The organism is Cupriavidus sp. FW305-3-2-15-C-LB2, assembly GCF_058787575.1.
On the sequence record NZ_JBYSZW010000035.1, the window covers coordinates 62,758 to 82,800 of the forward strand.

General features: G+C 68.8%; 16 protein-coding genes and 1 pseudogene. 7 read left to right on the forward strand and 10 right to left on the reverse strand.

The window, feature by feature from the left end:
* The first annotated feature begins 16 nt into the window (after positions 1-16).
* A complete protein-coding gene (locus tag AC3WRR_RS23305) occupies positions 17-1,435 on the forward strand; it encodes an FAD-binding oxidoreductase (RefSeq protein ID WP_010813134.1) in 1,419 nt (472 codons plus the stop codon).
* A gap of 13 nt (positions 1,436-1,448) precedes the next feature.
* Here AC3WRR_RS23305 and AC3WRR_RS23310 read toward each other — a convergent pair whose 3' ends face one another.
* The 9 genes from AC3WRR_RS23310 to AC3WRR_RS23350 form a co-directional block, all read right to left on the reverse strand.
* Complete coding sequence (locus AC3WRR_RS23310; protein ID WP_010813135.1) at positions 1,449-2,297, reverse strand: N-formylglutamate amidohydrolase; 849 nt, start codon at positions 2,295-2,297, stop codon at positions 1,449-1,451.
* 2 nt (positions 2,298-2,299) lie between these two features.
* Positions 2,300-3,337, reverse strand: a complete 1,038-nt coding sequence (locus AC3WRR_RS23315; RefSeq protein WP_010813136.1) for a porin — start codon at positions 3,335-3,337, stop codon at positions 2,300-2,302.
* Between the two features lie 166 nt (positions 3,338-3,503).
* Positions 3,504-4,463, reverse strand: coding sequence for an ABC transporter ATP-binding protein (locus AC3WRR_RS23320; protein ID WP_037024305.1), 960 nt, complete (start codon positions 4,461-4,463; stop codon positions 3,504-3,506).
* Positions 4,460-5,422: an ABC transporter ATP-binding protein gene (locus tag AC3WRR_RS23325; protein WP_010813138.1), complete on the reverse strand. Its 963-nt coding sequence runs from the start codon at positions 5,420-5,422 to the stop codon at positions 4,460-4,462. Before AC3WRR_RS23325 ends, AC3WRR_RS23320 begins: the two co-directional genes overlap by 4 nt.
* 10 nt (positions 5,423-5,432) lie before the next feature.
* A complete protein-coding gene (locus AC3WRR_RS23330) occupies positions 5,433-6,389 on the reverse strand; it encodes an ABC transporter permease (protein ID WP_011614988.1) in 957 nt (318 codons plus the stop codon).
* A 51-nt stretch (positions 6,390-6,440) separates the two neighbouring features.
* Positions 6,441-7,412 carry an ABC transporter permease gene (locus tag AC3WRR_RS23335; RefSeq protein ID WP_010813140.1) on the reverse strand — a complete coding sequence of 324 codons (972 nt, stop codon included), beginning with the start codon at positions 7,410-7,412 and terminating at the stop codon, positions 6,441-6,443.
* A gap of 33 nt (positions 7,413-7,445) precedes the next feature.
* Positions 7,446-9,071 (reverse strand): ABC transporter substrate-binding protein, encoded by a 1,626-nt coding sequence (locus AC3WRR_RS23340; protein WP_010813141.1) that lies wholly within the window; start codon positions 9,069-9,071, stop codon positions 7,446-7,448.
* A gap of 189 nt (positions 9,072-9,260) precedes the next feature.
* Positions 9,261-10,019: an IclR family transcriptional regulator gene (locus tag AC3WRR_RS23345; RefSeq protein ID WP_010813142.1), complete on the reverse strand. Its 759-nt coding sequence runs from the start codon at positions 10,017-10,019 to the stop codon at positions 9,261-9,263.
* 449 nt (positions 10,020-10,468) lie between these two features.
* Positions 10,469-11,260: a GntR family transcriptional regulator gene (locus AC3WRR_RS23350; RefSeq protein ID WP_010813144.1), complete on the reverse strand. Its 792-nt coding sequence runs from the start codon at positions 11,258-11,260 to the stop codon at positions 10,469-10,471.
* 547 nt (positions 11,261-11,807) lie between these two features.
* Here AC3WRR_RS23350 and AC3WRR_RS23355 point away from each other — a divergent pair.
* From AC3WRR_RS23355 to AC3WRR_RS23375, 5 genes and pseudogenes are all read left to right on the forward strand, one after another.
* Entirely contained in the window at positions 11,808-12,974 is a 1,167-nt protein-coding gene (locus tag AC3WRR_RS23355; RefSeq protein ID WP_010813145.1) for a thiolase family protein, read from the forward strand.
* 17 nt (positions 12,975-12,991) lie between these two features.
* Positions 12,992-13,390 carry a Zn-ribbon domain-containing OB-fold protein gene (locus AC3WRR_RS23360; protein WP_010813146.1) on the forward strand — a complete coding sequence of 133 codons (399 nt, stop codon included), beginning with the start codon at positions 12,992-12,994 and terminating at the stop codon, positions 13,388-13,390.
* 65 nt (positions 13,391-13,455) lie between these two features.
* Complete coding sequence (locus tag AC3WRR_RS23365; protein ID WP_010813147.1) at positions 13,456-15,195, forward strand: long-chain fatty acid--CoA ligase; 1,740 nt, start codon at positions 13,456-13,458, stop codon at positions 15,193-15,195.
* A 31-nt stretch (positions 15,196-15,226) separates the two neighbouring features.
* Positions 15,227-15,418 (forward strand): annotated as a pseudogene (locus AC3WRR_RS23370) (CoA transferase); the annotation flags it as partial.
* A gap of 258 nt (positions 15,419-15,676) precedes the next feature.
* On the forward strand, positions 15,677-16,645 hold the full coding sequence (locus tag AC3WRR_RS23375; protein WP_010813149.1) for a Bug family tripartite tricarboxylate transporter substrate binding protein: 969 nt from the start codon (positions 15,677-15,679) through the stop codon (positions 16,643-16,645).
* 30 nt (positions 16,646-16,675) lie between these two features.
* On the opposite strand, the gene AC3WRR_RS23380 is transcribed toward AC3WRR_RS23375, so the two are convergent.
* The gene (locus AC3WRR_RS23380) at positions 16,676-16,942 is read right to left on the reverse strand and encodes a helix-turn-helix domain-containing protein (protein WP_371258352.1); all 267 of its coding nucleotides are present in this window, start codon (positions 16,940-16,942) and stop codon (positions 16,676-16,678) included.
* 230 nt (positions 16,943-17,172) lie between these two features.
* Here AC3WRR_RS23380 and AC3WRR_RS23385 point away from each other — a divergent pair, with 230 nt between their 5' ends.
* Positions 17,173-20,016, forward strand: coding sequence for a winged helix-turn-helix domain-containing protein (locus tag AC3WRR_RS23385; RefSeq protein ID WP_439668702.1), 2,844 nt, complete (start codon positions 17,173-17,175; stop codon positions 20,014-20,016).
* The last annotated feature ends 27 nt before the right edge of the window (positions 20,017-20,043 follow it).

Consider the following 20,043-nt stretch of genomic DNA (forward strand, 5'->3'; position numbering starts at 1 on the left):
TCATTCCGCCGTCGCCATGACCTCGCCTCAAGACTCCTTCCTCGCACTGTGCCGCGCCGCGCTGGGTGCGCAGCACGTGCTGACCGATGCAGCCGACAAGGCACCCTACCTGACCGACTGGCGCAAGCGCTATCGCGGCGAAGCGCTGGCGGTGCTGCGCCCCGGCACCACCGAGGAGGTCGCGGAGGTGGTCCATGCCTGCCATGCGCACAAGATCGCGGTGGTGCCGCAAGGCGGCAACACCGGCCTGTGCGGCGGCGCCACGCCGGTGGCCGGGCAGGACCAGGTGGTGGTTTCGCTGCAGCGGCTGCACCGCATCCGCCAGGTCGATCCGCTCAACAACACCATCACGGTCGAGGCCGGCGTGGTGCTGCAGCACCTGCAAGAGGTGGCGCGCGAGCACGGCCGGCTGTTTCCGCTGAGCCTGGCGGCCGAAGGCAGCTGCACCATCGGCGGCAACCTGTCGACCAATGCCGGCGGCACCGCGGTGCTGCGCTACGGCAACACGCGTGAGCTGTGCCTGGGCCTGGAAGTGGTGACGCCGTCGGGCGAGATCTGGCACGGCCTGCGCGGGCTGCGCAAGGACAACACCGGCTACGACCTGCGCGACCTCTTTGTCGGCGCAGAAGGCACGCTCGGCATCATCACCGCGGCGGTGATGAAGCTGTTCCCGCTGCCGCGCGCCTCGGTCACCGCGCTGGCCGCGGTGCAGAGCCCGCGTGCCGCGCTGGCGCTGCTGGCCATCGCGCAGTCGCATGCGGGCGCCATGCTGACCGGGTTCGAGCTGATGTCCGCGCTCAGCATGACGCTGGTGACGCGGCACTTCCCGCAGCTGCGCTATCCGTTCGCAGACATCCACCCGCAGCTGGTGCTGCTGGAACTGTCCGACAGCGAAAGCGAAGCCCATGCGCGCGGCATCTTCGAGACCATGATGTCGGCCGCCTTCGATGCCGGCGTGGTCGCCGACGCGGTGGTGGCGGAATCGGTGCAGCAGTCGCGCGATTTCTGGAACCTGCGCGAGCATATCCCGCTGGCGCAGGTGGAAGACGGCAAGAACATCAAGCACGATATCGCCGTGCCGGTGTCGCGCGTGGCGGACTTCATCGAGACCACCGACGCGCTGCTGCAGAACGCCTTCCCCGGCGCGCGCATGGTGACCTTCGGCCACCTCGGCGACGGCAACCTGCACTACAACGTGTCGCCGCCGGAAGGCGTCGACCATGACGCCTTCTTGGCGCACCAGGACCAGGTCAACCGCATCGTGCACGACAGCGTGCGCTCGCATAACGGATCGATTTCCGCCGAGCACGGACTGGGCCAACTCAAGCGCGAGGAAAACCGGCTCTACAAGAGCGAAGTCGAACTGGCGATGATGCGCGCGATCAAGGGCGCACTCGATCCGCAGGGGCTGATGAATCCCGGCAAGGTGATCTGAGCGCGCCGCGCCATCATCGCGCCAGTGCCTCGCGGATATATGCCGCCACCGCCTCCAGCAACTGGTCGAGATGGCCGCGCAGCACGGCGAAGCCGCGGTGCTGCGCGAACCTTGCCTCGTCCATATAAAGCGCGCGGTTGATTTCGATCTGCAGGCTGTGGCGGCCGTGCGCCGGGTCCGCATAGGCACGGATCAGCTCCGCCCCCTTGTACGGCCAGTTGATGCCCACCCGGTAGCCGAAGCCGCGCAGGCACTGCGCCACCAGCTCGATAAACGCAGGCGAGCAGGTGGCGCCGTCGCCGTTGCTGATCACAAAGTCAGCCCGCTCCACGCCATTGTCCACGTTCATCGCATTGCCGCGCGATTTCATCGAATGGCAGTCGATATGCCACACCGCGCCCGAGCGCGCATGATGCTGCGCCAGCAGGCCGGACAGCGCGGCGTGATAGGGATCGTAGTAGGTCTTCAGCAGGTACTCCGCCATGTCCGGCGACAGCGGCGCGGCGTACACCGGCACGCCCGGCAGCGCCAGCCGGCGCAGCACGCCCATGCCGCGCCCGGACTTGTCGCTGGGCTGCACGGCATAAGGCATGGCGCCGTCGATCAGCGCGGGATCGATGTCATCGCGGGCGCGGTTGACGTCGACCATCCAGCGCGGGAAGCGCGCGCACAGCAGCGTGCCGCCCACTATCGGCGCATGCGCGAACAACTGGTCGACATAAGCGTCCCAGCCCGTCAGCAGGGCTTCGGGGGGCGCCGCCAGCGGCAGGGTCTCGGCATGCACCAGCCCGCTGTGCGGGGAGTCCACCACCAGCGGCAGCGCCGCGCCGGCCGGTTCAGTCAGCGAATAAGGAAGGGCCATTATCAGAATTTGTGCTGGATGCCGATGCCGACCGTGGTCACGGCGTCACCGGGCTTGTGCGAGTTGGGATCCTCGCGATCGAAGAAGACGTAGGGCATGGTGCGTTTGCTCAGGCTGTAGCCATAGCCGGCCTGCACCTTCTTGAGCCTGCCTTGCGGGTCGCGCTGTACTGCGCGCTCCATGTAGTTCACGGTGAGCTTGTGGGCGCCATAGGGCACGGTGAAGCCGACCAGCCAGTAAGGCACGTCGGTGCGGGTGGCGGCAGTGCCGGCGTAGCGGTCGCGCCCGTAGATGCCGTAGATATTGACCACGGTAAAGTTATACGACGCCGCGGCCTGCACCTTGTCGCGGAAATCATTGGCCACCAGCCCGCCGGCCTTGGCATCGCGCGAATAGCCCACGCCCGCGGCAAAGTTGCCGGCAGCGTAGTTAAGGCCAAGGTCGTACTGGCGGAAGTCGTCCTCGGCCCGCACCGGCGACCTGGCGTTGGGAGTGGCCGGATCGGGGCCCGCCAGGTTCACGCGCGCCCGTACTGAAAAGCCGCCGAACTCCGGCGTCGCGTAGCCCAGCGCGTTCGACACGCGGTTGCGCGCGTTCAGCACCTTGGTGCCGATGGCAGTGGCGCCCGCATCATGGATGGCGAAGTCGATGTTCTGCGTCACCTGCGAGTAGATCGGCGAACCCACGATCGTCGCCGAATCCAGCCGCCCCAGCGCGATCGCGCCGAAGCCGCCCTGCAGTCCGACAAAGGCATTGCGGAACTGCGGGTTGGTGGCCGTGCCGCTGTCGGCGGCAAAGCCCTGCTCCAGCCCGAACGCGGCGCGCAAGCCCCCGCCCAGGTCTTCGCTGCCGCGCATGCCCCAGCGCGAGGCGTTGTCGACCATCTGCGTGGCGCGGCCGTCCGGGCCCTTCTGGTATTCGATATCGGTGTCGAGGCGGCCGTACAGCGTCACCGATGCGTCGGCCGCGGCCGACAGCAGCGCCAGCGCGCCGCCGATGCAGGCGCGTGCGAGCGCACTCTTGGTCTGGATACCCTTCATGCTTCTGCTCCCTCTATTGTTGTGTGCCAACGCACAAGTCCCCCTAGGGTGATCCCAACTGCCGCGTTGTCTGTCCGCGCAGCGCGCACGCTCCCCGCCCGCCGCGCGCGCGGCGGGATGGCATCGATGCACAGGGGGGAGCGTGGGCCGGCCGGGCGGCAGCTATCTAGTCATTCAAGTGGCAGGCGGACAGCCGCCCACCGATATCGCGCAGCACCGGTACTTCGGCCGCGCAACGCGCGCTCGCATGCGGGCAGCGCGGATGGAAGGCGCAGCCCGTGGGCGGCGCCAGCGGGCTGGGCAGTTCGCCGCGGATCGGCTGGTGCGCTGGCGGGCTGGCGCCCAGGCGCGGCGCGTCGGCCAGCAGGGCACGGGTATAGGGATGGCTGGGCGCGCCGAACACGTCGCGCGCAGCGCCGCTCTCGACGATGCGGCCCAGGTACATGATCACCACGCGGTCCGACATATGCTCCACCACCGCCAGGTTGTGGCTGATGAAGACATAGGTCAGTTCGTGTTCGCGCCGCAGCTGCATGAACAGGTTGATGATCTGCGCCTGCACCGAGACGTCGAGCGCGGACACGGCCTCGTCGCAGATCAGCAGGCGCGGGCGCAGCGCCAGTGCGCGGGCAATGGCCACGCGCTGGCGCTGGCCGCCGGAGAACTCATGCGGAAAGCGCTCGGCGTAGCTGGGATCAAGCCCCACCTGCTGCAGCAGTTCGCCGGCGAACGACGCCGCGCGCGCACGCTTGACCATGCCGTGATAGACCGCGCCTTCGGTAATGGCCTGGCCGATGCGCAGCCGCGGGTTGAGCGAGGCATAGGGGTTCTGGAACACCATCTGCACGGCGCGGTGATAGCCGGCGGACGCGATATCGGCGCGCCTGCCTTCCCACGCAATCTCGCCGCCCGTCTGCGGCAGCAGCCCCGCCAGCATGCGGCCCAGCGTGGACTTGCCGCAGCCGGACTCGCCGACCACACCCAGCACCTCGCCCTTCTTCACCTGCAGCGAGACATCATTGACGGCATGCACCGCCTGCACTGGCTTGCCGGCCATGCGTCCCAGCAGGCCGGGCCTCATGGAGAAGCGTTTCTGCAGGTTGCGCGCTTCGAGCATGACTGTCATGCCACCTCCAGGGGATAAAAGCAGCGCAGCGTCCGGCCGCGCACGGTGGTTTCGGCGGGCGCCTGGCGGCATGCGTCCTGCGCGCGCTGGCAGCGCGGCGCAAAGGCGCAGCCCGGTGGCAGCGCGGCCAGCGCCGGGGCCGCGCCCGGGATCGCGCGCAGCGTTGCGCCGCGCATGGCCGGCGTGGGCAGGGAATCCAGCAACCCGCGCGTGTACGGATGCAGCGGCCGCTCAATCAGGTCGGCGACCGGGCCCTGCTCCACCACCCTGCCCGCGTACATCACGCAGACGCGGTCGACCAGGTCCTTGACCACGGCCAGGTCATGGCTGATCCAGATCGCGGCGGCACCGGTCTCGCGCACCAGCTGCTTCATCTCGTAGAGGATCTGCGCCTGGATGGTGACGTCCAGTGCGGTGGTGGGCTCATCGGCAATGATCAGGTCCGGGCGGTTGAGCAGCGCATTGGCGATTGCCACGCGCTGGCGCATGCCTCCCGACAGCTCATGCGGATAGGCGCGCATGCGCTGCTCCGGCGCCGGGATGCCCACGCGCGTGAGCGCGTCGACTGCCTGCGCGTGCGCTTGCGCGCGGGTGCGGCGGTGATGCACCAGCACGGTCTCGGCCAGCTGGTCGCCCACGCGCATCACCGGGTTGAGCGACATCATCGGATCCTGGAACACCATCGCGATGCGGTCGCCGCGCAGCGCCTGCCACTGGCGCGGCGAACACGCCAGCAGCTCCCGTCCCTTGAAGCGCACCGAACCGCCAGTGACACGCCCGGGCGGGTCCAGCAGGTTCATCAGCGAAAACGCCGTCACCGACTTGCCCGAGCCTGACTCGCCGACGATGCCGAGGATCTCGCCCGGCTCCAGCGCAAACGACACGCCATCCACCGCCTTCACGGCCCCGCGCGCGAGCGCGAAGCTGGTGCTCAGGCCGGTAACTTCCAGTAGTGCCATGCCGGGCTCCTTACCCTTCCAGCCGCGGATTGAGCACGCGGCGCAGGCGGTCGCCCACCAGGTTGATCGAGCCGATCAGCAGCACCAGGGCCACGCCCGGGAAGATGCTGATCCAGTACTTGTTCGACAGCATGTATTCGAAGCCATTGGCGATCAGCATGCCCAGCGACGGCTGCGTGCGTGGCAGCCCGATGCCGAGGAAGCTCATGGTGGCCTCCAGCGTGATCGCATGCGCGATCTGCAGCGTTCCGGTCACCACCAGCGGCGCCATGCAGTTGGGCAGGATATGGCGGAACATCACGCGCAGCGCCGGCAAGCCCTGGCCAAGCGCGGCCTCGACATATTCCTTGCGCCGCTCCACCTGAGCCGCGCCGCGCACGGTGCGGGCAAAGTAGGCCCACTGCACGATCACCAGCGCCAGAAGGGTCTTGTCCACGCCCTGCCCCAGCACCGCCAGCAGGATCAGCGCCACCAGCACCGCGGGCAGGCTCAGCTGCAGGTCGACCACGCGCATGATGGCGGCATCCGCCACCCCGCCGAAGTACGCCGCGGCCAGGCCCACGGCGCTGCCGACCATCAGCGCCACCACCGCGCTGATCACGCCCACGCCCACGCTGATACGGATGCCATAGAAGATGGCGCTGAGCAGGTCGCGCCCGGCGCCGTCGGTGCCCAGCCAGTAATGCGGCCGGCCTTCGTAGCCGACACTGCCCGGCGGCAGTTCGGAGTCGATCACCGACACCGTGGCGAGGTCATAGGGATTCTGGGGGCTGATCACATGGGCCAGCACGGCAACCAGCAGCAGCGCCACCAGCAGTGCCAGCGCGGCGGCGGAGACGCGGTTGGCGCAGAAGCGCCGCAGCAGCGAGGGCCGTGCCGCAGGCGGCGCGGCGGCAGGCGCCGGTTCCGCCGCGGCCGGCGCAAGCGCGGGCACGGCAGTGTCGGCTTCAGATACAGGCAGGGACATCGGTTCAGTCTCGTTCTTTTGGAGGGAGAAAAGCGGCAGCGGAGGCGGGATCTAGGCCGGCTTGTGCCGCAGGCGCGGGTCCAGCACCACGTAGAGCAGGTCGACCACCAGGTTCAGCACCACGAACAGCACCAGCGTGACCAGCAGGTAGGCCACCACCACCGGACGGTCCAGCGCCAGCACCGAATCGATGATCAGCTTGCCCATGCCAGGCCAGGAGAACACCGACTCGGTCACCACCGAGAACGCGATCAGGTGGCCGAACTCCAGGCCGACCACGGTGACGATCGGGATCAGCACATTGGGAACGACATGGCGCAGCACCAGCCGCGCGCCGCCCACGCCCTTGGCGCGGGCAAACTTGATGTACTCCTGACCGGCCACTTCGCGCGTGCCGGCCTCGGTGAGGCGCGCGACCAGCGAGATCTTGAACAGCGACAGCGTCAGCGCCGGCAGCAGCAGGAAGCGCATGCCTTCCCAACTGGTCACCGACAGCGGCATGCCCAGCACCGTGCTGACCGGCCCGCGCCCGCCCGAAGGCAGCCAGCCCAGGTTCACCGAGAACACCAGGATGCAGATCATGCCGATCCAGAAGGTCGGCATGATCACGCCGCCGAGCGAGCACGCCATCAGCATCCGCGCCAGCCGGCTATGCGGCTTGAGGCCCGCAAACACACCCATCGGGATGCCGATGCCCAGCGACAGCAGCAGCGCCGTCACGGCCAGTTCCAGCGTGGCCGGCACGCGGCTGACGATCAGCTCGATCGCCGGCCGGTTATAGATGAAGGAATCGCCCAGGTCGCCGTGCAGGGCGCCCTGCAGGAAGCGCAGGTATTGCTGCGGCATGGGCAGGTCCAGGCCGAGCGCGTGGCGCGCCTCGGTGATTTCCTGCTCGGTGGCGGTGGGGCTGACCAGCAGGTGCACCGGGTCGCCGATCAGGTTGACCGCGCAGAAGGTCAGCACCGACATGATCCACAGCACCGCAAGGCTCTGCAGCAGCCGTTTGAGAAGGGTTTCGAACATGATGATTAAAGGCGGGATAGTCCGTGGCGCGGGTCAGCGTTGCGGGGCGGCGGGCGGCGCCGGGCGGATATTGCTGGCATAGGTGAAGCCGTCGCTGCGCGGCTGCACCGCGAGCCCGTCGCGATAGGCCCACGCGGCGCGCAGGTGATGCAGCGGCACGATGCCCGCGTCGGCGGCCAGCTTCTCGGCCGCGCGCTGCTGCGCCTGGTCGCGCGGCGCCGGCGCCATGGTATGCATCGATTCCTCGATCAGCGCATCCACTGCCGCGTTGGCATAGCCGCTGCGGTTGTTGGCGCCCAGCCCGGCGGCCTTGTCCTGCGCATGCGCCACCGCCACCAGCGGCTCCAGCGAATCGCCGCTGACCGCGCCGATGCCGAGCAGGAAGACGCTGAATTCCGGCTTGCCGCCGTCGCCGCCCGAGGTGGCGCGGGTGATATAGACCGAATACGGCAGCGTGCGCACCTCGGTGCGGATGCCGGCGCGGGTCAGCATCTGCCCCACCGCCTCGCAGGTCTTGGCGTCGTTCAGATAGCGGTCGTTGGGGCAATGCAGCGTCAGGCGGAAGCCCTCGGGATAGCCAGCCTCGGCCAGCAGGCGGCGCACCCGCGCGGCATCGGCACGCGGCGCCGGCACGTTGGGGGCAAAGCCGAAGAAACCCTGCGGCACCATCTGCCCGGCCGGCACGGAATCGCCCCTGGTCACGCGCGCCGCGATCAGGTCGCGGTCGATGGCCAGGCTGATGGCCTGGCGCACCCGGGCATCGCGCAACGGATTGGCCGCCAGCGGCTGGCCGGCGTTGTCCTGCACATAAGGCGACACCGCGCGCGCCTGGTCCAGCTGCAGGTAGTTCAGCATGTACGAGGTCGCCGATACGGTGCGGATGCGGCCGTTGGTGCGCGCAAAGGCTTCGGCGATGCTGGCCGACGAGGCGTCGATCACATCCACCAGCCCCGACAGCAGCGCCGAGGCCCGCGCCGGCTCCTTCGGGATGAACTGGAACACCACCCGCTGCCACGGCTGCGGTCCGCCCCAGTAGCCCGGATTGCGCGCCAGCGTCAGCTGCTGGCCGTGCTCCCAGGCCACCAGCTTGTATGGGCCGGTGCCGATGCTGGCACTGCCATGGGCAAAGTCGGCCTCGCGCACGGCCTTGCCGAGCGAGCGCGGCAGCATCGCCACCATGCCGATGTTCTGCGGCAGCACCGGATTGGGCGAGCGCGTGCGCACGCGCAGCGTCAGCGGCCCCGTCACCTCTACCGCTGCAACCGACTTCAGGTAAGTGCGGAAGGTGCGCGCCCCCGGCAGCTTCATGGCGCGCTCGATCGAATAGCGTGCATCCTCGGCGGTGAATGGCTCACCGTTGCTGAAACGCACGCCCGGGCGCAGCTGGAATTCCCAGTTGCGGTCGTCCAGCTGGCGCCATGCCGTGGCCAGCTGGGGCACCGGGCGCAGCGCATTGTCCAGGCCGACCAGGGTCTCGTACACGTGGCCCCACAGGTTGCGGCCGGCGGCGTCCAGCACATGGGGATCGGCGGCGCTGATCTCGGCCTTGTAGCCGATGCGCAGGTCGGCGGCATGCGCGGCGTGGCCGGCCGCGAGCAGCGCGAAGGCAGCCAGGGCAGCGGCGATACGTGACGCCAGGTGGACAGCAAGGTGAGACATGGGGATCTGGTTCGTTTCTCGAAACAATGTTTCATTCAGTGATACCGCGTATCGAAGAATAAGACATCGAAGCCGTCGTCGAAAAGCAGGGTTTACCCCTGTGATTCGCGCGGCCAAAGAAAAAGCGGCGCCGAAGCGCCGCTTTTGAGATATCGGGAATTTGCGCGGTCCTGCCGCGCCCAGCCGGGTTCAGCCGCCGGTATGCCCGAGCGCGCGTGACAGCGCGGCGGCCTCCGCCACCACCATCGCCACATGCCGGTCCAGCGCCTCCTGCGTGGTCCGGCTGGCCGGGCTGGCGATGCTCAGCGACGCCACTGCCGCGCCGCTGTGATCGCGCAGCGGCGCGGCGGCAGAGACAGCATCGGCATCGCGCTCGCCAAGCGACACCGCATAGCCCGCGGCGCGGATCGCTGCAAGCTCGTCGCGCAGGGACTGCGGCTCGATGATGGTCTTGGCGGTGAAACGTTCCAGCTGGTGCGCCAGCACGGCGTCCAGCACCTCGGGCGCAGCGTAGGCAAGCAGCAGCTTGCCGGAGGCCCCCACATGCAGCGGCCGGCGGTTGCCGATCTCGGTATGCACGCGCACCGATTGGGTCGACTCATGCCGCGCCACACACACCGACTCCAGCCCGTCGCGCACGCGCACGATCACGTTCTCGCCGCAGGCCGCGCCGATCGCCGCCAGCCGCGGCGCCACCAGCTTGACCAGGTCGAACTGCTCGCGCGCGGCATTGCCCACCAGCAGCGCGTTGTAGCTGAGCTTGTAGACCGCTGCCGGCGACTCGCGCGCGATCAGGCCGCGGTGCTCCAGCGTGGTCAGCAGGCGGAACGCGCGCGCCTTGGTCAGCCCGGCCCGCCGCGCCAGTTCGGTCACGCCCAGCGATGGGTGCTCGGCCACCAGCATCAGCAAGCCCAAGGCTTCGTCCACCGCTTCAACGATGTAGGTCATCGATCCTTCTTCGCCATGTTCGTAAATGTCCCATCGCGGATTGTAGCGGTCGCCGCGAGCATTCGGTATGCACTGCGTCACACAGACAGGCGACGCAGAAGCGCCCCGAAGGAAGATGAATCAGGCAGAGTCTCCGGCGAGGGGGCACCACCTGCGAACCCCACAATCTGGAATTTTCGAATGCAAAGCCCGGCTTATGATCGGCAGTACTCGCAGCACCTCATGCACAGATTAGAGATTGACGCAGACAACCTTGTACCTGACCAGAGCCTTGCACCGCTCGCTGCAGCAACAGCCCGACCAAGTCGTCACCATCTTCCGCGGCCGGCACCGCACTTACGCGGGCCGGGCTTGCCGATGACAACGTCTTCGATGACGAACGGGGTCTTGGCCTCGTAGAGGACAGCAGCCTTCATCCTTGTCTCCTTCGCTGCGCCGGGATGCAGCCGTTACAGCTGCACCCGGCTGCGCTTGAGCTGGAACGCCACCGTCACCCGGTCCGCCGGATAGATCGTGTCGGTGATCTCAAGGATCCTGCCCTGCGCGTCCTTGTAATGGCGGATCAGCCGCAGGCCGGCCGAGCCCGGCTCGGCGCCCAACACCGCTGCCAGCCGCGCATCGATCAGCACGCCGTGAATCACCTGCCGGATCTCGGCAATGGCCACGCCGCAATCGCGCTCGATCAGCGCGCTGACCAATAGCCTGGGGTTGTTGCGGATGGTATCCGCCAGGTGCGCCAGCGAGGCGTCGATGTAGATGTCGGCGCGCGCCACCGGCGTGCTGCCCTTGCGCGCATCGACCCGCGTGCCGGAAAAACGCAGCCATTCGCTGCCAATCGGCGCCTCCAGCAGACGGGCCTCGGCGCGGTCCAGCGTGACGCTGTGCACCGCCTCGATACTGCGGATCTCGGTGGCTGCCACCAGCACCAGGTCTTCGGCGGTGCCGAACGACTGGATGTACGACGCGTCCGGGTTGGCGCTCTCGACGATGGTCCCCACCGCCTTCTTGCGCGAGATATAGCCCCAGTCCTGCAGCAGCTTGAGTGCCGCGCGCACGGTATGGCGGCTGACGCCATGCTGCTCGGCGAGATCATGCTCGGTCGGCAGCAGGCTGCCGACCACGCGGCGGCCCTCGACGATATCCCGGACCAGGGTGCTGGCCAGCTCGGCATAGCGGGTCGAGGCGGTCGCCCCCGGCGCCGCCTGTGCTTCCGCACGCTTGTCGTTCAGTTGGTTGCGCATGGCAATGAGATGTCCCGGGCCGATGCATGAAAAATGGGTCCGCGCATTCTAAGACAAGCGGCAGCGGCACCCGGAGCCGCGCCGCTCAGGCCTCGAAGAAGCGCCGGTCCGCTTCGGCCGGCACCGTCATGCTGGCGCAAGACCTCGTCTCCCGCCGTGACTATGTCCGTACATAGTGGAGGGCGGACCAAGCTATGTCAATGATCGGAATATCCAGGAAATCTTGGCGGAAATTCACCCACCCGATACGGGTGGGTCGGCGCCTTGACTTGCCACCGAACCGCGCTGATCTCTTACTATGTACGTACATAAAGCCGCATGCCGGACGTCGCAGGGATCGACCAAATGAGCGCAACGTGCAAAAACTGACCGACGAACGGCCGGGCGCGTGTGCAATGCGCAGCAGGTAATCGACGCCATCGAGTCTTTCAGCAGGGTGCGCACCAAGGAAGAGATCGCACAGTGCCTCGGCGGCAGGGTGCCGTTCGGCCCGGAAACCCCTGCAATATCCATGCGTAGCACCATTTGACGCACCAGAGGAGAAAAGATGAGCATCAAGGGCAAGGCCTATATCGTCGGGGCCTATGAGCACCCGACCCGCAAGGCACCGGACAAGTCGGTGGCGCAGCTGCACGCTGAAAGCGCCAAGGGCGCGCTGCAGGACGCTGGCCTGACGCTGGCCGACGTGGACGGCTACTTCTGCGCCGGCGACGCGCCGGGGCTGGGCGCGGTCAACATGGTCGACTATCTCGGTCTCAAGGTGCGCCATGTCGACTCCACCGACACCGGCGGCTCCGCCTACCTGGTCCATGTCTCGCATGCGGCGCAGGCCATCGCGGCCGGCAAGTGCAACGTGGCCCTGATCACGCTGGCGGGGCGCCCGCGCTCGGAAGGCTCCAGCGGCACGCAGGCGCGCAACTGGGGCGCCAACCTGCCCGACGCACCGTTCGAGAGCCCCTTCAGCCCGGTCACAGTCAACCTGTACGCGATGGCAGCCATGCGCCATATGCACGAGTACGGTACCACTGCCGAGCAGTTCGCCTGGGTCAAGGTGGCCGCGTCGCACCACGCGCAGCACAACCCCCATGCCATGCTGCGCGACGTGGTCACGGTCGAAGACGTGCTGAACTCGCCGATGATTTCCGATCCGCTGCACAAGCTCGACTGCTGCGTGGTATCGGACGGCGGCGGCGCACTGATCGTGGCGCGCCCGGAAATCGCCGCCACGCTGAAACGGCCCAAGGTGAAGATCCGCGGCGCCGGCGAGTACATCAAGGGCCAGCTCGGTGGCGAAGTCGACCTGAGCTGGTCCGGCGCGCGCTTCTCGGGCGCGACGGCATTTTCCGAGGCGGGCGTCACGCCGGCCGACATCAAGTACGCGTCGATCTACGACAGCTTCACCATCACCGTGCTGATGCAGCTGGAAGACCTGGGCTTCTGCAAGAAAGGCGAAGGCGGCAGGTTCGTCGCCGACGGCAACCTGATCTCGGGCGTCGGCAAGCTGCCCTTCAACACCGACGGCGGCGGCCTGTGCAACAACCACCCGGCCAACCGCGGCGGCATCACCAAGGTCATCGAGGCCGTGCGCCAGCTGCGCGGCGAAGCCCACCCGGCGGTGCAGGTCGCCAACTGCGACCTGGCGCTGGCGCAAGGCACCGGCGGCTACCTGGGCTCGCGCCACGGCAGCGCCACCCTGATCCTTGAACGTGAATAATGCGCGGGAGCAATGACATGACGACCCCACATACCCCCTTTGCCTACAAGGCACCGGACGAGCAGCCCGACAACCTTCCCTTCTGGCAGGCCGCGCGCGAAGGGCAATTGCTGGTCAAGGTCTGCGACGACTGCGGCAAGCCTCACTGGTATCCGCGCGTGCTGTGCCCGTTCTGCATGGGCACCACCTCATGGAAGCCAGCCAGCGGCCGCGGCACCATCTACAGCTTCAGCGTGACGCGCCGCGCCGGCCCCAATCCGTTCTGCATCGCCTACGTGAAGCTGGACGAAGGCGTGACCATGATGACCCATATCGTCGACTGCGACCTCGACACGGTGCGGATCGGACAGAAGGTACAGGTGAAGTTCTCGCCCAGCGATGGCGGCGCACCGGTACCGACGTTCACGCTGGCCTGAGGCCGGCTGCTGGATGGGCGATACCGCGCTCTGACGGCAACTGCAACATGACAGTAAAGACAACCATGACCCACAACTATCTGCCCGATGCAGGCGTCACCGCCGTCCCCGCGGGTCCGCTTGCGGTGGACGCCGCAGTGGCGCTCGGCGACGTGCCGCGCGTCTTCCATATGCCGCACACCACCCTGGCGGAGAACCTTGAGATCTCGGCCCGGCGCTTTCCCGACAAGGTCGCGGTCCAGTTCTACCACGGCGCCACCACCTATGCCGAACTGCTGGCGCAGGTGGAGCGCATGGCCGGCTACCTGCAGCAGGCATGCGGCGTGCGCCGCGGCGACCGCGTGGTGCTGCTCAGCCAGAACAGCCCGCAGTTCATCGTGGCCTACCACGCGATCCTGCGCGCCGATGCCGTGGTGGTGCCGGCCAACGCCATGCTGCTGGAAGACGAGCTGCGCCATATCGTCACCGACAGCGGCGCGGTGGCCGCGTTTGCCGCAAGCGAGCTGGTCGGCCAGGTGGCGCCGCTGGTCGGCACCACGCCGCTGCGCCACGTGATCGTGCATCACTATGGCGATGCCCTGCCCGCGCAGCCCGACGACGGACTCTCGATTCCGGACTGGGTGCAGCAGCGCTCGTCCGGCGCGGCGTTGCCGGCCGGCGCGGTCCACTGGCAGCAGGCCATGGCCGCCGGCTCCACGCCATCGCCGCGCTCCGCAGGCCTGGACGACCTGTGCATGCTGCCCTACACCTCGGGCACCACCGGGGCGCCCAAGGCCTGCATGCACACGCACCGCACGGTGATGGTGTCGGTGGCGGGCTCGCAGCTGTGGCGGCGCTCGCACGCCGAATCGACCTTCCTGGCAGTGGCGCCGATGTTCCACCTGCTCGGGCTGCAGAACGGCATCAACGCGCCGGTCTACATGGGCGGCACCATCGTGCTGCTGCCGCGCTGGGACCGGCGCACCGTGGCGCAGCTGGTGGCGCGCCATCGCGTCACGTTCTGGGCTGCGCCGCCGCCGATGCTGGTGGAGTTCTTCGCGCAGCCAGGTATCGAGTCATTCGACCTGAGCAGCCTGGCCTGCGTGGTCGGGGGCGGCGCGGCGGTGCCCGACAGTACCGCGCGGCTGATGAAGGAGCGCTACGGACTGCAGTTTGTCGAAGGCTACGGCCTGACCGAGACTGCCTCGTTCATCATCGCCAACCCGCTTGCCGCAGCGCGCTCCGGGCACCTGGGCGTGCCGACCTACGGCGTCGATGCGCGCGTCATCGATCCCGCCACGCTGACCGAAGTGCCGCGCGGCGAGGTCGGCGAGATCGTGGTGCACGGCGCGCAGGTGATGCTGGGCTACTGGAACCAGCCCGCGGCCAATGTCGAGAGCTTTATCACGATCGACGGCAAGCGCTTCTTCCGTACCGGCGACCTTGCCAGCGTCGATGCCGACGGCTACTTCGTCATGCGCGACCGCCTCAAGCGCATGGTCAACGCCTCGGGCTACAAGGTGTGGCCGGCCGAGGTGGAAGCGATCCTGCATACCCACCCTGCCATCCTGGAAGCCTGCGTGATCGCCGCGCGCGATCCGCACCGGGGCGAGACCGTGAAGGCGGTGATCGTGCGGCGTGACGGCGCCGGCGTTTCCGAGGAAGAGTTGCTGACGTGGTGCCGCACCAGCATGGCGACCTACAAGGCGCCGCGCATCGTGCAGTTTGTCGAACGCCTGCCGCGCTCCGCCACCGGCAAGATCGCGTGGCGCGAACTGCAGGAGCAGGAGATGCAGGGAGCTCCGTTGCCGAACCACAAGGCCTAGTGTCCTGCTCCGCAGACAAAACGGCGCGCCGAGCTTCGTCGAAGTCGCGGGCGTGGTGCAGCCGGCACCGGCGCCGCGATTCCTCGGCACGCCTTCCGAGATCTCCGGCCCCGCGCCGGCGCGCGGCGAGCATGGCGCCGCCGCGCTGCGCGACTGGGGCTTCGATGCCGATGGCGTGGCACAGCTGCAGGCACAGGGCCTGGGGCTGATGGCAGAGCGCTAAGGCGCACACGCGCGGCAGGCGCCGCGCCGCACAACTCAATGTCCACCTGGCCGGCATCGTCCGGCCGCGTGTTTTTGCTCCGGCGGCCCCGTGCCGGAGCATTCTTTTCATGGCTGCCCCGCTGCGTGGCACCGCCACCTAGGGCAATCCCGCCCAGCCGATATGGGGGGCATGCAAGGTGCCGGGCATCCTATAACTTCCCACATGCAGCCCTTCTTGCTGCGCAGTCTCCTACCCCCCTTCCCGAGGTATCACATCATGCGCATGAAGTCCCTGATCGCGATGGCAGCGATGGCGTGGAGCGCCGCCTGCGGTGCCCAGAGCTACCCGTCGCGTCCCATCACCGTTGTTGTCCCGGGCCCGCCCGGCGGCGCCACCGACACCGTGGCGCGCGCACTGGCCGAGGACATGGGCAAGCGTCTCGGGCAAACCATCATCGTCGACAACAAGCCCGGCGGCGCGGGCGTGATCGCGGTGCAGGCCATCACGCGCAGCGCGCCGGACGGCTACACCATCCTGCTCACCCACTCCTCGCCGCTGATCAACACGCCGCACCTGTACCGCAACGTGCCGTATGACGTGCGCCGGGACCTGGCCTTTGTCACCGAACTCTGCATCGCCAAGATCGTGCTGGCCGTGAACCGGGACGTGCCGGTAAAGAACGTGCAGCAGTTCCTCGACTGGGCCGCGAAGAACAAGGGCAAGGTCAGCTACGGCTCCTATGGCGTCGGCACCTTCCCGCACCTTGTCGGCGCGCACCTGAACCAGGTGCGCGGCCTGGACATGGCGCATGTGGCCTACAAGGGTGAAGCGCCAATGGCGCAGGACATGATCGCCGGCAATATCGCCTGGGCGATCGGCTCGATGAGCACGCTCGGCCCGCATATCAAGAGCGGCCGGCTTACCGCCCTCGCCGTGATGGGCGACAAGCGCATCAAGGAGCTGCCCGACGTACCGACCATGGCCGAGGCCGGGCTGAAGGAGCAGGAACTGCGCTCGCCTGCCTGGCTTGGCCTGTTCGCGCGCTCCGGCACGCCGGCGGCGGTGCTGTCGCGGCTGGAAGCGGAAGCGCGGGCCTCGGTCCAGTCGCCGACCATGCGCGCGCGGCTCGAGGCACTGGCCATGGATCCGGTGGGCAACTCGCCGGCGGAGTTCCGGCGCGAATTCGACGCGACCGAGCCCGTGGTCGCCCAGATGATCAAGGCCAGCGGCGCCACCGCGGAATAAGGCAAGCGCGCAGCCGGGTGGCCAGTGCGGTCAGCCCGGCCGCTGCAACGCGCTGCGCGCCACCAGGATCGCATCGTAGCGGCGCGACACATTGAGCTTGGCGTAGATCTGGCGCAGGTTCCACTTGACGGTGTCGACGCTCAGGTTGAGCACCAGCGCAATGCGCTTGTTCGACATCGACTGCTCAAGCAGCGCGAGGATCTCGCGCTCGCGCCCGCCCCCATCGGCAACCTCGTCCGGATCGGGCGGGGTTGGCTCCAGGAACAGGCCACGCGCGCACCACTGGCCAGCAGATATAAGGCGACGCCTTGTGACCGGGCACCCGGCAAACCCTCCCCCACCTGTTGCTGGTGGCCTGCGGGTGCTGCGCGCGTCTCACCCGGGCCACGCGGACAGCCGGCCAGGCGTGGCTTGGCCGCCGCGCCGCGTCTGCCAGTACAATCGCGACAACGTGCCGCCTTTGCCCGGCATCGCGCTGCCCCACCCGCATTTCCTCCGCATCTCACCTGCACCGTCCTGCCTCGCCCATGCCCCAGACGCCAGCCAATCCGCCAGCCGCCCCCCGCAGCCAGCCCGCCGCGCCAGTCTCGCAGCCGTCCCGGCCGGCGTCGCTGCGCAGCGCGGCGCGCGTGGTCGCGCGCGAGCGCCTGCTGGTGCAGTTGACCGAGGCACGGCGCCGGCGCTGCATCGTGCTGCAGGGCCCGGCCGGCTACGGCAAGACCGCGCTGCTGACCGCGTGGCGGCTGGACCTGCTCGCGCTCGGCTTCGACATGGCCGCGCTGACGCTGGAGCCGGCCGACAACGAGCGCCAGCGCTGGCTCGACCGCCTGCTCGGCTGCCTGTCCGAGGTCAGCCCCGCGCTGACGCGCGAAGCCATGGTCCTGGCCGACCGCGGCACCGACGACGAAGCCGTCGAGCGCGCCATCATCGCGCTGGTGCGCGGCATTGCCGCCCACCCGCGCGACGTGACCCTGGTGCTCGACGACGTGCACCACCTGACGGCGCGCGTGCTGGAGCCGCTGCAGTGGCTGCTCGACTATGCCCCGGCCAATTTCCATGTGGTGCTGGCCTCGCGCGTGGCGCTGCCGCTGTCGCTCGGGCGCCTGCGCGACCAGGGCATGCTGCTGGAGCTGGACCAGCGCGACCTGCGCTTCACGCTGGCTGAATCGCAGCATTTCCTGCGCGCCCAGCTGGGCGACATCAGCCCGCGCGATGCGCGCATGCTGCACGAGCTGACCGACGGCTGGGTGGCCGGCCTGCAGCTCTTTGCCGCGCACTGGAAGCGCAAGAAGGCCAACGCCAGCGGCCTCACCTTTGCCACCGGCTTCGTGCAGGCCAGCGTGCAGGATGCCGGCGCCTTCGCAGAATATTTCGAACGCGAGGTGCTGTCGCGCCTGGCGCCGGACGAAGCCGAGCTGCTGGTGCGCGCCGCCGCGTGCGAACGCTTCACCGCGTCGCTGTGCGAGGCCCTGGGCGAGCAGGCGCTGGGCGAAGGCGAGATCCTGGCGCTGCTGGCGCGGCTGGAACAGGAGAACCTCTTCATCACCCCGGCGCAGGGCCCCGAGCGCGAATCCTGGTACCGGTTGCATCCGCTGCTGCGCGAAACCCTGGCCCAGCGCTTCCGCTCGCGCAGCGAGGCCCAGCAGCGCGCCGTGCACGCGGCGGCCTGGCGCTGGTTCCGCGACCATCGCATGCTGGAAGAGGCCGTGCGCCATGCGGTGCTGGCCGGCGACGCCGACACCGCCGCCGACCTGGTGCAGCGCTATGCCGACACCCTGATCATGCGCGGCGAGGTGCGCAAGGCGCTCGGGCTGCTGCGCGCCATCCCCGCCTACCAGGTGCAGGCGCGCCCCGAACTGCGCCTGCTGGCGCTGCGCACGCAGATGTTCTCGCGCGAGCTGGACGCGTGCGCCGCGGCCGCGGACCGGCTCGAGGCCGACATCCCGCCGGGCGACGCCTCGCTGCGCTACCGGCTCGCGCTGCTGCGCTTTTCCCTGGTGCTGCTGCAAGACGACAGCCAGGGCGCGCTGGCGCTGCTGCCGCAGATCGAGAACGTGCCCGCCGACATGCCGGCGCTGTTTATCGGCTCGCGCAACAACCTGCTGTCGTGGCTCTACATGCACCTGGGCGACTACGAGCGCGCCCGCCGCATCCAGACCGAGGCAGCGCCGCTGGTGATCGACGGCGTGCCGCTGCTGGGCACCGCCAGCGGCATGCTCAACGGGCGCTGCATGATCGGCTTCAGCCATGCGCTGGAAGGCAACATGATCCAGGCCGAGCGCGTCGCCCGCGACGTGCTGCGCGAAGTCGAGCAAGCGGGCCACGGCGGCGCCGAGCCGGAGTACTTTGCCGCGGCCCTGCTGGGCGAGGCGCTGTACGAGCAGAACGACCTGGAGGCTGCACGCCGGCTGCTGGAGGACCGCGTCGACGTGCTCGAGCGGGTCTCGATCCCGGACTCGGTGCTGCGGGTGCACACCGTGCTGGCAGCCGCGCACTGGATCTGTGGCCACCGGCTCGATGCCTTCGTGCAACTGGAGCGGCTGGAAGACTACGGCACCCAACTGCGCCTGGACCGGCTGGTCGCGCAGAGCCTGGCCAACCAGATCCGGCTGCACCTGGCCAGCGGCGACATTGCCGCCGCCGAGGCCGCGCTGGCGCGCCTGGATGCCATTGCCGCACGCCATCGCAACGCGCCGCGCGGCTCGCTGGACGCCATCCACATGGTGACCGAGCGCGCCCACCTGCTGCTCAGCCTGGCGCATGACGACATGCGCGGGGCCGAGGCCCGCACCGCAGCGCTGATCGCGTACTGCGAGGCGCGCGGCTGGCAACGCCACGTGGCGCAGATGCACATGCTGGCGGCCGTGGTGGCATCGCGCCGCGGCGACGCCGAGGCGGCACGCACGCATGTGCTGGAAGGCTTGCGCCGCGGCCACCGGCTCGGGCTGATGCGCAGCGTGATCGATGCCTGCCCCGGCGCGCTCGGCCAGATCGTGCGCGTGGCCGCGGACACCACGCTGGACCCGGTGCTGGCCTTCTATGTCGAACGCCTGCAGGCCACCGTGCCGCCGCGCGCCGCGCAAGCCGGCGCAGCGGGCGGCGCGGCCGCGGCTGCCGCGCCCGCCGGCAACCCGGCCCGGGCCGACGCGCGCCTCGAGGAACTGAGCGACCGCGAAGCCGATGTCGTGCGCCTGCTCGGCCAGGCCCTGCCCAACAAGAAGATTGCGCGCACCCTGGGCCTGTCGCCGGAGACGGTGAAATGGCACTTGCGCAACATCTTCCGCAAGCTGGGCGTGAGCAGCCGCGACGAGGCCGTGGCCCGCGCCCGCGACCGCGAGCTGGACCAGGCGCCGCCTGACGCGCCGCACTGACGGCGCAACCGCCCCCTCTCCCTCCCC

Excerpts from the sequence above, each read along its gene's own strand:
- AC3WRR_RS23305 (WP_010813134.1), top strand. The coding sequence starts at position 17 with ATGACCTCGCCTCAAGACTCCTTCCTCGCACTGTGCCGCGCCGCGCTG.
- AC3WRR_RS23310 (WP_010813135.1), bottom strand. The coding sequence starts at position 2,297 with ATGGCCCTTCCTTATTCGCTGACTGAACCGGCCGGCGCGGCGCTGCCG.
- AC3WRR_RS23315 (WP_010813136.1), bottom strand. The coding sequence starts at position 3,337 with ATGAAGGGTATCCAGACCAAGAGTGCGCTCGCACGCGCCTGCATCGGC.
- AC3WRR_RS23320 (WP_037024305.1), bottom strand. The coding sequence starts at position 4,463 with ATGACAGTCATGCTCGAAGCGCGCAACCTGCAGAAACGCTTCTCCATG.
- AC3WRR_RS23325 (WP_010813138.1), bottom strand. The coding sequence starts at position 5,422 with ATGGCACTACTGGAAGTTACCGGCCTGAGCACCAGCTTCGCGCTCGCG.
- AC3WRR_RS23330 (WP_011614988.1), bottom strand. The coding sequence starts at position 6,389 with ATGTCCCTGCCTGTATCTGAAGCCGACACTGCCGTGCCCGCGCTTGCG.
- AC3WRR_RS23335 (WP_010813140.1), bottom strand. The coding sequence starts at position 7,412 with ATGTTCGAAACCCTTCTCAAACGGCTGCTGCAGAGCCTTGCGGTGCTG.
- AC3WRR_RS23340 (WP_010813141.1), bottom strand. The coding sequence starts at position 9,071 with ATGTCTCACCTTGCTGTCCACCTGGCGTCACGTATCGCCGCTGCCCTG.
- AC3WRR_RS23345 (WP_010813142.1), bottom strand. The coding sequence starts at position 10,019 with ATGACCTACATCGTTGAAGCGGTGGACGAAGCCTTGGGCTTGCTGATG.
- AC3WRR_RS23350 (WP_010813144.1), bottom strand. The coding sequence starts at position 11,260 with ATGCGCAACCAACTGAACGACAAGCGTGCGGAAGCACAGGCGGCGCCG.
- AC3WRR_RS23355 (WP_010813145.1), top strand. The coding sequence starts at position 11,808 with ATGAGCATCAAGGGCAAGGCCTATATCGTCGGGGCCTATGAGCACCCG.
- AC3WRR_RS23360 (WP_010813146.1), top strand. The coding sequence starts at position 12,992 with ATGACGACCCCACATACCCCCTTTGCCTACAAGGCACCGGACGAGCAG.
- AC3WRR_RS23365 (WP_010813147.1), top strand. The coding sequence starts at position 13,456 with ATGACCCACAACTATCTGCCCGATGCAGGCGTCACCGCCGTCCCCGCG.
- AC3WRR_RS23375 (WP_010813149.1), top strand. The coding sequence starts at position 15,677 with ATGCGCATGAAGTCCCTGATCGCGATGGCAGCGATGGCGTGGAGCGCC.
- AC3WRR_RS23385 (WP_439668702.1), top strand. The coding sequence starts at position 17,173 with ATGCCCCAGACGCCAGCCAATCCGCCAGCCGCCCCCCGCAGCCAGCCC.